The following is an 11726-nucleotide window of genomic DNA, read 5'->3' as shown; positions in this document are numbered from 1 at the left end:
GTACAGTGGATGCAGGAACGCGAGCTACGACGAGCGGGGCACCACCATGACCGGAGTCGACCCCAGCCGACTGGACGACCAGCAGCTCATGAAAGAGCTGGAGACGATCCACCGCACGCGCCACGACACCCTCCTGTACGGCTCGAACGACGCGCTGCGGGCCCACAACGAGCGCATGGCGCAGCTCGAGGGCGAGTACCTGCGCCGTAACCCGCGCCGCCTGGTCAGCTCGGGCCGCACCCGCGAGGGCGCCCGCGAGCGCGGCTGCGGCGAAACGGCGGCTCCGGGCACGTCCGGCACCTGAGGCGGCCTCCCCCTTTCCTGTCTCTCCACCTCCGCGGAAACGGTCGCGGCGGCCGGCGCAGGGTCACCCGTCAGGCCGTTCGCGTCCCGCTAATGGGGTCCGGCCGCGCGCGGTACGGCGTCCGCCGGGCTGTGATGGCAACGAGGGGCACGCAGGCCGTGTCCCACGGCCGCACCACCGGCCGCCTCCGTTCGCCGTCTCGCCGAGGAGCCCGCCCCATGCGCCGCACCGCCCGTGCCCTGTCCGTCACCGTTCTGGCCGGCGCCGCGCTCGTCATGGCGGGGCCCGCCGCGACCGCGCACCCCGCCGACGGGGAGATCCCCGGACCCGCACCCTCCGGCAGCACCCTCACCCGGTCCGTGCCCTGCGACGACCTCGCCGGGCCGCCACCGGACACCCTGGACGTCCCCTCGCAGCTGACTGCGGACGGCACCACCCGGTGTGCCGAGGGCCTGGAGTCCGAGGGCCTGGAGTCCGAGGGCCTGGCGGCCGACGGCCAGGAGAGGGGCCAGGGCCAGGGGCAGGAGCTGGAGCAGGGAGAGGTGCCGGGTCCGGCGCTGGAGCCGGGACAGGAGCCTGGGCCGGCCCAGGGGCAGCGGCAGGAGTCGGGGACGGCCCAGGAGCCAGGGCAGGGGCAGGAGTCCGGCCAGGGGCAGGAATCCGGGGCGGGGCAGGCTTCAGGTGAGGGGCAGTGGCAGGAACCCGGGTCGGGTGAGGACTCGGGGCAGTGGCAGGAGGCCGGGGCCGGGCAGGCCTCGGGTCAGGGCCAGAGTCAGGGCCAGAGTCAGGAGCAGGGGCAGGTTCCAGGCCAGCGGCCGGAGGAGGGGCGGGAGTGCGCGGCGGGCGGCTCCTGCACCGGTGACCAGGAGTGCGGGGACTCCCCGGACGCGTCCTGCTCCGAAGGGCACGGCTGCCGCGAGGCCGGCGACGACGCCGACTGCGGCTCGGCGTCCGAACAGCAAGGGGTCGCGGCGGGGCAGGGCGGCACCTTCGACGACTCGGTTCCGGCACTGGTCGTCGGCGGTGTGCTGATCGCCGCCGCCTTCGGCGGCGCCGGCTACCGGCTGTGGGGCCGCCGACGGCCGTCGGCCGGCTGACGCGTCGCCCGGACCAGCGCGGTGACCGGGACGACTCCGGATCACCGGCCACGGCCGTCCGTCCGCCGGGCACGGATTCCCGGGGCACCACCAGCAGACACCGTACGCACGAGCCACGCTCCCGGCGGCCCGGGAGCAGCCACACTGGAGCATCCGGGCGGGAGCGGCCGACGAGGAGAGCACGGCCCGGACGGGAACACCACACGGCACCACGGACTGCGCGGAGGCGGACATGCGGCGGACGCACCCGGAGGGCCACGGCCCCGTCCGTTACGGGCCGCCGCTGCCCGGCGACGGCCTGCCCGTCCTCCCGGAACTCGTCGCCGTCCTCGCCGCCGCCGCAGGCCGCTCCGAAGCCCAGCCCGTCGGCGGGTCTCCCGCCCTGCTGGAGGCGGCCTGCGGCTACTGGACCCGGCGCGGACTGCCCTGCGTCCCCGACCGCGTGGCCGCCGGCCCCGGCGCCCCCGCGCTGCTGCTCGCCCTGACCGCCGCGCTCGCCGGCGACACCGGTGACGTGCTCGTGCCGCGCCCGTGCGCCGCCTGGTGGGCGCCCTACGCCCGGCTGCTGGGCAGGCCCGTCTTCCATGTGCCGACCCCGGCCGAGAGCGGCGGCGTCCCCGACCCGTACGCCCTGCTGGAAACCGTCCGCAGGGTTCGTACCGAGGGCGGCGATCCCCGGCTGCTGGTGCTGTCCGTCGCCGACGACCCCACCGCCACCGTCGCCCCGCCCGAGCTGCTGCACGAGACCGTCGAGGCGGCTGCCGCCGAGGGCCTGCACCTGGTCAGCGACGAGACCTGGCGCGACACCCTGCACGACCCGCACGCGACCGTCCTGCTCAGCCCCGCCGAGATGCTGCCCGACCGGGTCACCGTCGTCACCGACCTGGCCGGCGCCCTGCTGCCGGCCGGCTGGCCCGCCGCGGTCGCCCGCTTCCCCTCCACCGGTGCGGGGGAGCACCTCCACGCGCGCGTGCTCGACATCCTCACCGCGCTCGGCGCCCGGATCGCCGCACCGGTCGCGGCCGCGGCCGGGTACGCCCTCGACGAACCCACACCCGCCACCGAGCGCCGCGAGGCCGTCGTACGCCTGCACGCGCGCGTGGCCGCCGCCGCGTACGGCACGGTCGTCGCCGCGGGCGCCTTCGCCCGGCCGCCACAGGCCGGCCGCCACCTGTACACCGACCTCGGCCCGCTGCGCGAGGCGCTCGCCGCACAGGGCGTCGGCGACGCCCAGGAACTGGAGGACCTCCTCACCACCCGGCTCGGCATGCCCGCGCCCGGCGGCCACCGCTTCGGCGACGACCTCGGGGCGCTGCGCGTACGGCTCGCCACGGGGCCCCTGCTGGGCGGCACGGACGAGGAACGCACGGAATGCCTCACGTCACCCGCACCGCTGGAACTGCCACACGTGCAGCGCGCGTTGACGTCCTTGGGGTCGGCCTTCGGCGATCTCCGCGACGACGCTCGGCGACGGGAGCCTCCTCGATGACGCAGCAGACGCACGAGCCCGAGTCCGCCACCCAGGCCCCGGCCACCCGCAGCGGCGAGGCCGGCGCCCCCGCAACCCCGGCCCCGGCCCCCCTCGCACCCCCGTTCCCGCCGCTGGCCGAGCCCCGCCCGCTGGGCGAACACCGGGTGTGGCCGCGGACCTTCCACGACCGGCTCACCGCGCCCCTGCCCGGCCTCAAGGCCCTGGCCCGCTTCGCCCGCGAGGGCGCCGTACGCCCCGGCCTCGAAGGCCTCACCGACGTCCCCCGGATCCCCTGCGCACCCGGCCCGCTGCCCCGCACCGACAGCCGCACGCTCGCCGTCACCTGGGCGGGACACGCCAGTTGGATCGTCCGGGCCGGCGGTCTGACCGTCCTCACCGACCCCGTCTGGTCCCGCCGCATCATCGGCACCCCGGCCCGCATCACCCCCGTCGGCATCGACTGGGACACCCTCCCGCGCGTCGACGCGGTCGTCATCAGCCACAACCACTACGACCACCTGGACGCCCCCACCCTGCGCAGGCTCCCGCGCGCCACACCGGTGTTCGTGCCTGCCGGCCTCGGCAGCTGGTTCCGGCGCCGCCGGTTCACCTGCGTCACCGAGCTGGACTGGTGGGAGGGCGCCGAACTGTCCGGCGTCCGCTTCGACTTCGTGCCCGCCCACCACTGGTCCAAGCGCACGCTGACCGACACCTGCCACAGCCTCTGGGGCGGCTGGGTTCTCACCACCCCCGACGGACAGCGCCTCTACTTCGCCGGCGACACCGGCTACGGCCACTGGTTCTCCCGCATCGGCCGCCGCTACCCCGGGATCGACCTGGCCCTCATGCCCATCGGCGCCTACGACCCCCGCTGGTGGCTCCGCGACGTCCACTGCGACCCGGAGGAGGCGGTACAGGCCACCCTGGACCTGGGCGCGAGAAGAATGGCGCCGATGCACTGGGGCACGTTCGTCCTCTCCGCCGAGCCGGTCCTGGAACCGCTGACGCGGGTGCGGACGGCATGGGAGAAGGCAGGGATGGACCGGCAGGACCTGTGGGATCTGCCGGTCGGGGGCTCGAGGGTCCTGGACCGCACTTCCTAGGGGCGCGGCGAACCGCCCGACCGGCCGCTGCGCACCCGTACTCGGAGGACGACCGAACCCCGACGGCGCTACCGCGAAACGCGCCGCACCACACTCGGAACCGCACTGATCACCAGCGTCACCCCGACCGCGGCCACCACACCCTCCCACGGCTCCGCGAACAGGGACCCACCGAGGATCCCGATCACCTGGTACGTCAACGCCCACGCGAGGCACGCCGGCAGGTTCCCCCTGCTGAAGCGCCGCAGGGGCCACTCGGCCACCAGGCAGGCCAACATCACCGGCAGCCGCCCGGCCGGCACCAACCGCGACAGCACCAGCACGGCCACCCCGTGCTCGGCCAACTTCTCCCGGGACCGAGCCAACCGCTCCTCCGGCGCCCGAGCCCGGATCGCCTCCAGCCAGCGCGACCCGTTCCGCGACCGCATCCCCCGCTGCCCCAGCCAGTACAGCGTCGCATCCCCCAGAAAGGCCGCCAGCGAAGCCGTGAGGAACACCAGCAGCAAAGAGAACGGCGCCGTCTGATGAAACGCCACCACGGCCGCCGAACTCACCAGCGCCCCGGTAGGCACCACCGGCACCAACGCCCCGATGAGCACCAGCAGGAACAGAGACGGATACCCCACCGCCTGCTGCGTGGACTCCGGCGGCACCGTGGACGTCGAAGCAGCGGCCAGCGCCACCGCGGCCGGCCATCTCACCGCGCGACCTCCAGACGCACACTCTCCCCGTGCCCGAGCTTGTGCACCGCCACCTGCGGAGCGGCCGCGGCCGCCAGGCGTACGAACTCGTCGCCCGGCGCGTGGAATTCGTGCGGGCGCACCGCGTCCATGCCGATCGGCCAGTACGTCCCGTAGTGCACCGGCACCGCGGCCCGCGGCGCCAGCCGGGCCAGTGCCCGCGCCGCCCGCCCCGGGTCCAGGTGCCCCTCGCCGAGGTACGGTCCCCAGCCGCCCACCGGCAGCAGGGCCACGTCCACCGGCCCGACCTCCTCGGCCATGCTGTCGAACAGCCCCGTGTCCCCGGCGAAGTAGGTCCGCGCCTCGCCCTCGACGACGTACCCGAGCGCGGGGGAGCGGTGCGGGCCGACCGGCAGCCGGCGCCCGTCGTGCCGCGCGGGCACCACCCGCACCAGGAGGCTCCCGACCCGGACCTCGTCCCCCGGGACCACCTCGGAGATCCGCAACTGCCGCAGCCTGCGCAGCCCGGGCACCGCGCGTGGTGCGCCCCGGGGCACGAGCAGGCGCGTGCCCGGGGCGAGGGCGGCCAGCGAGGGCACGTGCAGATGGTCGGCGTGCAGATGGGAGACCAGCGCCACGTCCGCGCGGCGGGCCTCGGCGGGGGGCACCGCGCCCCGGCGGCGCCTCAGATGCGCGAGCCAAACGGCGAACAGAGGATCGGTGAGCACCCGTATGTTCGAATCCTGGAGCGTGCAGGTGGCGTGACCCCACCAGGTGATCTCCACCGGCACCCTCTTCGCCCCCTTCACGCGACTCCCCCGAAGCCTACGGGCAGGAGTAGGGTCGGCGGCGAAACCCGGAGGTGAGGGGGACGCCATGGGACAGCTGCGGGGTGCCTCGGGCGGGCTCGGGCTCGTGCCGGTGCGGGTCACCGCCATCGCCAGCCTGACACCCCTGGAGGAGCTGGAGGCCGACCCCTTCCTGGTGGACTCCCGCAGCCAGCACGCCATGTGCGCCCGATGGGCGGCGGAACGCGGCTACGTGGTGGTGCGGGAACTGCTCGTCGGCGGGCTGCGTTTCGACCACTGCAAACTGTGGGACGGGGTCCGGCCCGGCGTCGACCTGTTCGTCGCACCCAGCCGGCGCGTACTGGAGCGCGCCCTGTCCTCGGTGGAGGAGTTCACCGCCGAGTGCGCACGGCGCGGGGTGCGCGTGGAGACCGTGGGCCGCGCCGAGCCGTCGTACGACGCGCAGATGAAGGCACGCGTGCACCGCCGGCTGTCGATGCCGACGGCCGGCTACGACGGACGCTGACGCAGCCGACCCGACCGGGCCTCCCACTCCCCGTGTGACAAGGTGGAGTCAGGCCCGGCGAGCGAGCGGGCCGGGACGTGAGGTGTACGGGGCGTGCGGGGCGTGCGGTGCGTACGGTGGCGGCGGATCGCCAGCCAGGTCGGGCGGAGCGCCACGGTATGGGCGGTCTCCACGCTCACCATGCTCGTGCTCGCCGGCCTCCTGCCCGACTTCCGGCTCCAGTCCGCCGACGGCGACAGCGCCACGCAGATAGCCGTCACCGCCGCGTGCGGCGCCGGCGCCTTCGGTGTGCTCTCGGTCGTGGTGTGGCCGCTCCTGATACGCCTCCTGCTGCTCGTGCCCGCCCTCGTCCTCGGCCTGCTGGTCTTCTTCCTCAACGGCTCCCTGCTGCTGCTCGCCCTGCGCATCAACCCCTCCGGGCGCGGCGAGGCCGCCCCGGAGACCGCCGTCATCGTGGCCGCCGCGATGTCCGCCGTCGCCTCGGCCACCGGCGCCGCCCTCGCCGTACGCGACGACGACGCCTACCGCCGCCGCCTGCTGCGCCTCGCCGACCGCCGCCGCAGAGCCGGTCCGCCGTGTGCGGTCACGCCCGGCCTGGTCTGCGTCCAGCTCGACGGCGTCGGCCACGACGTCCTCACGGAGGCGATCCGCAAGGGCCTGATGCCGACCGTCGGCCGCTGGCTGGCGACAGTTGACGGTATGCAGGAGACGGGTGACGTTATGCGGGAGACGGGCGACGGTATACAGCCGACCCACCGGCTCACCCCCTGGCGCACCGACTGGTCCAGCCAGACCGGCGCCAGCCAGCTCGGCATCCTGCACGGCAGCACCTTCGACGTCCCGGCCTTCCGCTGGTACGAGAAGGACCGCGGCGAGGTGATGGTATGCAATCGCCCGACGAGCGCCGTCGAACTGCAACGCCGCGCCATACTGCATACAGGCGACGGTGGACTGCTCACCGTCGACGGCGCCAGCCGCGGCAACCTGTTCGGCGGCGGCGCCGGCGAACAGGCCCTCGTCCTGTCCATCGCCACCCGCCGCCGCGGCCGGGACCACCGTTCCCGCGCCGGCTACTTCGCCTACTTCTCCGACCCCGCCAACGCGGTGCGCACCGCCCTGTCCTTCGTCGCCGAGGTCGCCCGCGAGATCGGCCAGTCCGTCCGGGCCCGGATCCGCAGGCAGCGGCCCCGGGTGAGCCGCGGCGGCCTCTACCCCTTCGTGCGCGCCTTCGCCACCGTCGTCGAACGGGACGTCGTGGTCGCCGCCGTGATGGGCGATCTGCTCGCCGGCCGCACCGCCGTCTACGCCGACCTCGTCGCCTACGACGAGGTCGCCCACCACTCCGGGCCGCACAGCCAGGACGCCGAGAAGGTCCTCCAGCGCCTCGACCGGTCCCTCGCCCTCATCGAGAAGGCCGCCGAACACGCCCCGCGCCCCTACCGGATCGTGATCCTGTCCGACCACGGCCAGAGCCCCGGTGAGACCTTCCGCGCCCGCTACGGCCTCACCCTCGCCGACCTCGTCCGCGCCGGCTGCGGACTGCCCGTGCCGCGCCGGGCCATGGGGGTCCCCCCACGCGTCGAGCAGTGGGGGAGCACCCGCAGCGGCGCCGAGGCACGCACCGCCGTCCGCGCAGCCCTGCGGCGTCCCGTGGAGGAGAAGGGCGAACGGCACCGCCCCTCCCGCGGCTCGGAACCCATCGTGCTGGCCTCCGGAAACCTCGGCCTGGTCTCCTTCCCGGACGTCTCCCACCGCATGACCAAGGAGGAGATCGAGGCCCGCCACCCCGCCCTGCTCACCACCCTCGCCGACCACCCCGGCATCGGCTTCCTGCTGGTGCGCAGCGAGGCACACGACGGCGTGCTCCTCGGCCCCTACGGCACCGAGATCCCGCTGGCGGAACTGGACGAGCGCCCCGGCCCCCTGGCCCGGTTCGGCCCCGGCGCCGCCGACGCCGTCCGCCGCACCCACTCCTTCCCGCACACCGCCGACATCATGGTCAACTCCTGCCACGACCCCGCCGACGGCGAGGTCCTCGCCTTCGAGGAGCAGATCGGCTCCCACGGCGGCCTCGGCGGCGCCCAGTCCCGGCCCTTCCTGCTCTCCCCGCTCACCCTGTCCGCGCCGGCCGGGGAGGGCGAGGAGCTGACCGGCGCCGAGCACGTGCACCGCGTCCTGCGCCGCTGGCTGCGCGAGGCGAACGGCCCCCAGGTGCCGATCGGCACGGAGGCCGAGGAGGAGCGGGCCGCCTGAAAATCGGCTGCGCCCGAGGGGACGGACACCCACACTGTCCGAGTCGCACATCCTCGACCCCCCAAGGAGCCTCTGCTTTGCAGGCTGCCGTCACGGTCACCCCCGCCCGCCTTCCCGAACTGCTGCTCGGCCTCGCCACGGTCCGGCCCGTCTTCGTCTGGGGTGCCCCCGGCATCGGAAAGTCGTCCCTGGTACGGGAGTTCGCTGCCTCGCTCGGCCTGGAGTGCGTGAGCCTGCTCGGCACCCAGCTCGCCCCCGAGGACCTGATCGGCGTGCCGCAGATCCGCGACGGGCGCTCCGTGTTCTGCCCGCCGGAGACCATCGCCCGCGACGAGCCGTACTGCCTGTTCCTGGACGAGCTGAACGCGGCCACCCCCGATGTGCAGAAGGCCTTCTACTCGCTCATCCTCGACCGCCGCATCGGCAGCTACGAGCTGCCCGAGGGGTCCATCGTCATCGGCGCCGGCAACCGCGCCACCGACAACGCCCTCGCCCGGCCCATCGCGTCCGCCCTGGTCAACCGGCTCGCCCACGTCCACCTGGAGGCCTCCCCGAAGGACTGGCTCGCCTGGGCCGCGGGCCACGGCATCCACCCGTGGATCCTGGACCACCTCACCGACCGGCCCGACCACCTGTGGTCCAAGCCGCCCAGGACCGAGGAGCCGTTCTCCACGCCCCGCTCCTGGCACATGCTCTCCGACGCCCTGCACTCCTTCGGCCCCGGCCTCGACGAGCCCACCCTGACCGTCCTCGCGCACGGCACCCTCACCCCCGCGCACGCCACCGCCTTCTGCGGCTACGTCAAGATCGTCCGCAGCCGGTTCGGCATCGAGGCGATCCTCCGGGGCGACGCCCGCTGGCCGCACCGCCCGGAGGACCGCGACCTGCTCTACTACCTCGCCGAGTCCTTCCGCGGCCGCCTGGTCAAGGAGCTGCCGGCGAGCAAGGAGCACATGTCGGCGAACGGCCGGCAGACCGCCTACCGCGCCAAGTCGCTGCTGGTGCAGCTCGCCGAGATCTCCGTCGAGGTCGCGCAGAGCGTCATCGCCGCCGACGCCGACGGCAACCCCGTCCTGCCCGCCTGGTTCCTCATCGAGGCCGCCCGCGACATGCCCCGGCTGGTCGAGGCCCGGCGATGAGCAGCCGTACGGCGAAGAGCAGGAAGAAGCCGGATCCGGCCGCCGAGGACTGCGCCAAGGGCGTCCAGCTGGTGTGGGCCAACCCGGCGCTCGCCGCGATCGAGGCCGACATGTGCCGCCGCGAGGACTGCCCCGACTCGCCCCGCCAGGGCCTGGTCCGCATCGACTCCGGCGGCCGCGCCCACCTCCACCCCACCCGCCGCGCGGAGCCCGCCGAGTGGGCCTGGGCCATCGCCCACGGCCTGATCCACCTCGGCTTCGGACACGTCCCCGCCGCCAGGGGCGAACGCGTCCGGCCGGACCGCTACGACCTCGCCGCACGCTGTGCCGTCGTCAACCGCTTCCTGCTCACCTTCCCCGTCGGCCGCACCCCCGACGACCTGCCCGCCTCCTACCCCGCCGGAGACGAGGAGCAGATCGCCGCCCGCTGGCGCCGTGCCGCACACATCCCGGCGAGGTACGAGCACTGCGGCACCGCCGGCACCGAACCCGACCAGCTCCTCGTGCCCTGGACCGGACACCTCCAGCGGCCCCCCGACTGGCAGCTCGCGTTCGCCCACGGCCTCACCCGCACCATGGCCACCGCCATGGACCTGGCCGGCGGCCGCCGCGACGCCATGACCGGCGGCCCCACCCGGCTGCGCCCCTGGGAGCGGGCCCTGAGCTGGTTCGTCTCCTCCTACCCGCTGCTCGGCGGCATCGCCGCCGGCATCACGCTGGTCGCCGACGCCGAACTCGCCCGCGCCCACGGCATCGCCGTCGCCGCCGTCAACGCCGAGGCCGGCGAGATATACGTCAACCCGCTGCGCACCTTCGAGGACGAGGAGTGGCGGTTCGTCCTGGCCCACGAGATGCTGCACGCCGCCCTGCGCCACGGAGACCGCTGCGGCACCCGCGACCCCTACCTGTTCAACGTCGCCTGCGACTACGTCATCAACGGCTGGCTCGCCGAGATGCAGGTCGGCACCATGCCCGACGGGCTGCTGCACGACCCGCAGCTGGCGGGTCTGTCCGCCGAGGAGGTCTACGACCGCATCGCCGGCGACCTGCGCCGCATCCGCCGCCTCGCCACCCTGCGCGGCAAGGGCCTCGGCGACGTCCTCGGCGCCCCCCTCGGCCCGCCCGGCACCCCCGTGGACCTGGACGAGTTCTACCGCCGCGGCCTCGTGCGGGGCCTGGACCTGCACCAGGGGCAGCAGCGCGGCCTCCTGCCCGGCGGGCTGGTCGAGGAGATCCGCGCGCTCAGCCACCCGCCGCTGCCCTGGGACGCCCGACTGGCCCGCTGGTTCGACGAGTTCGTGCCGAGCCCGCAGCCGGTACGGTCCTACGCCCGCCCCTCGCGCCGCCAGTCCGCCACCCCCGACATCCCCCGCGCCGGCCGCCACTTCCCGCCCGAGGAGATCGCCCGCTGCACCTTCGGCGTGGTCCTCGACACCTCCGGCTCGATGGACCGCACCCTGCTCGGCAAGGCCCTCGGTGCGATCGCCTCCTACGCCGGGGCCCGGGACGTACCGGCCGCCCGTGTGGTGTTCTGCGACGCAGCCCCGCACGACGCGGGCTATGTGCCGGTCACCGAGATCGCCGGCCGGGTACGGGTGCGCGGGCGCGGCGGTACGGTCCTGCAGCCCGGCATCGACCTGCTGCACCGCGCCGAGGACTTCCCGCCGGGCGCTCCGGTGCTGGTCATCACCGACGGCTGGTGCGACACCCTGCGGGTGCGGCGCGAGCACGCCTATCTGATCCCGCAGGGCGGTCGCCTCCCGTTCACCCCGCGTGGCCCGGTCTTCAAGGTGCAGTGAGCCCGGATGTGATCGGATGGGGGACGCAGGAACCCGTACACGGGACCACACGCGAAAGGAACCACCGTGGCTACCACGCGCACCGCACACACCGTCTGGGAAGGCAACCTTCTCGAGGGCAACGGCGTCGTCAGCTTCGACTCCTCCGGTATCGAGCGGCAGCCGGTCACGTGGGCCTCGCGCGCCCAGGACGCGAACGGCAAGACCAGCCCGGAGGAGCTGATCGCGGCCGCCCACTCCAGCTGCTTCTCCATGGCCCTCTCGCACGCCCTGGCCGGCGCCGGCACCCCGCCCGCCCGCCTGGAGACCAAGGCCGACGTCACCTTCCAGCCCGGTGAGGGCATCACCGGCATCCACCTCACCGTCCGCGGCGAGGTGCCGGGCCTGGACGCGGACGGCTTCGCCTCCGCCGCCGAGGACGCCAAGAAGAACTGCCCGGTCAGCCAGGCCCTGACCGGCACGACCATCACCCTGACGGCCGAGCTGGCCTGACCGTCGTACCACCTCGGCGCTGCCGCACTCCCGTGCAGGGGGTGCGGCAGCGCCGTTTCCGGGAACCCTTGCAT

At 74.6% G+C, this 11726-nt stretch carries 11 protein-coding genes; 9 read left to right on the top strand and 2 right to left on the bottom strand.

The window, feature by feature from the left end; translation table 11 throughout:
• Nucleotides 1-46 precede the first annotated feature (46 nt).
• From ABZ471_RS00370 to ABZ471_RS00355, 4 genes are all read left to right on the top strand, one after another.
• Nucleotides 47-304, top strand: coding sequence for a DUF6158 family protein (locus tag ABZ471_RS00370; RefSeq protein WP_359060738.1), 258 nt, complete (start codon nt 47-49; stop codon nt 302-304).
• Between the two features lie 218 nt (nt 305-522).
• The gene (locus tag ABZ471_RS00365) at nt 523-1401 is read left to right on the top strand and encodes a hypothetical protein (protein WP_359060736.1); all 879 of its coding nucleotides are present in this window, start codon (nt 523-525) and stop codon (nt 1399-1401) included.
• A gap of 232 nt (nt 1402-1633) precedes the next feature.
• The gene (locus tag ABZ471_RS00360) at nt 1634-2890 is read left to right on the top strand and encodes an aminotransferase class I/II-fold pyridoxal phosphate-dependent enzyme (RefSeq protein WP_359060734.1); all 1257 of its coding nucleotides are present in this window, start codon (nt 1634-1636) and stop codon (nt 2888-2890) included.
• Nucleotides 2887-3975 carry an MBL fold metallo-hydrolase gene (locus tag ABZ471_RS00355; protein WP_359060732.1) on the top strand — a complete coding sequence of 363 codons (1089 nt, stop codon included), beginning with the start codon at nt 2887-2889 and terminating at the stop codon, nt 3973-3975. Before ABZ471_RS00360 ends, ABZ471_RS00355 begins: the two co-directional genes overlap by 4 nt.
• 68 nt (nt 3976-4043) lie before the next feature.
• Here the strand turns inward: ABZ471_RS00355 and ABZ471_RS00350 are convergent, their stop codons facing one another.
• Together ABZ471_RS00350 and ABZ471_RS00345 are read right to left on the bottom strand one after the other, a co-directional pair.
• A complete protein-coding gene (locus ABZ471_RS00350; protein ID WP_359060730.1) occupies nt 4044-4658 on the bottom strand; it encodes a VTT domain-containing protein in 615 nt (204 codons plus the stop codon).
• Between the two features lie 14 nt (nt 4659-4672).
• Nucleotides 4673-5446 (bottom strand): MBL fold metallo-hydrolase, encoded by a 774-nt coding sequence (locus ABZ471_RS00345; RefSeq protein ID WP_359061268.1) that lies wholly within the window; start codon nt 5444-5446, stop codon nt 4673-4675.
• Between the two features lie 85 nt (nt 5447-5531).
• Here ABZ471_RS00345 and ABZ471_RS00340 point away from each other — a divergent pair, with 85 nt between their 5' ends.
• The 5 genes from ABZ471_RS00340 to ABZ471_RS00320 all read left to right on the top strand — a co-directional run bounded on the left by ABZ471_RS00340 (nt 5532) and on the right by ABZ471_RS00320 (nt 11652).
• Nucleotides 5532-5969 (top strand): hypothetical protein, encoded by a 438-nt coding sequence (locus ABZ471_RS00340; protein WP_359060728.1) that lies wholly within the window; start codon nt 5532-5534, stop codon nt 5967-5969.
• Between the two features lie 102 nt (nt 5970-6071).
• The gene (locus ABZ471_RS00335) at nt 6072-8222 is read left to right on the top strand and encodes a phage holin family protein (RefSeq protein ID WP_359061266.1); all 2151 of its coding nucleotides are present in this window, start codon (nt 6072-6074) and stop codon (nt 8220-8222) included.
• 77 nt (nt 8223-8299) lie between these two features.
• The gene (locus ABZ471_RS00330; protein ID WP_359060726.1) at nt 8300-9361 is read left to right on the top strand and encodes a MoxR family ATPase; all 1062 of its coding nucleotides are present in this window, start codon (nt 8300-8302) and stop codon (nt 9359-9361) included.
• Complete coding sequence (locus ABZ471_RS00325; protein ID WP_359060724.1) at nt 9358-11160, top strand: hypothetical protein; 1803 nt, start codon at nt 9358-9360, stop codon at nt 11158-11160. Before ABZ471_RS00330 ends, ABZ471_RS00325 begins: the two co-directional genes overlap by 4 nt.
• Nucleotides 11161-11226: 66 nt before the next feature.
• Nucleotides 11227-11652 carry an OsmC family protein gene (locus ABZ471_RS00320; protein ID WP_359060722.1) on the top strand — a complete coding sequence of 142 codons (426 nt, stop codon included), beginning with the start codon at nt 11227-11229 and terminating at the stop codon, nt 11650-11652.
• Nucleotides 11653-11726: the final 74 nt, after the last annotated feature.

This window comes from Streptomyces sp. NPDC005728 (genome assembly GCF_040630895.1).
Lineage (GTDB): Bacteria > Actinomycetota > Actinomycetes > Streptomycetales > Streptomycetaceae > Streptomyces.
The sequence above is the reverse complement of the archived record's forward strand: the minus strand, read 5'-3'. Positions and strand labels throughout refer to the sequence as shown.

Coding starts and splice junctions, on each gene's coding strand:
- ABZ471_RS00370 (WP_359060738.1), top strand. CDS start 47: ATGACCGGAGTCGACCCCAGCCGACTGGACGACCAGCAGCTCATGAAA.
- ABZ471_RS00365 (WP_359060736.1), top strand. CDS start 523: ATGCGCCGCACCGCCCGTGCCCTGTCCGTCACCGTTCTGGCCGGCGCC.
- ABZ471_RS00360 (WP_359060734.1), top strand. CDS start 1,634: ATGCGGCGGACGCACCCGGAGGGCCACGGCCCCGTCCGTTACGGGCCG.
- ABZ471_RS00355 (WP_359060732.1), top strand. CDS start 2,887: ATGACGCAGCAGACGCACGAGCCCGAGTCCGCCACCCAGGCCCCGGCC.
- ABZ471_RS00340 (WP_359060728.1), top strand. CDS start 5,532: ATGGGACAGCTGCGGGGTGCCTCGGGCGGGCTCGGGCTCGTGCCGGTG.
- ABZ471_RS00325 (WP_359060724.1), top strand. CDS start 9,358: ATGAGCAGCCGTACGGCGAAGAGCAGGAAGAAGCCGGATCCGGCCGCC.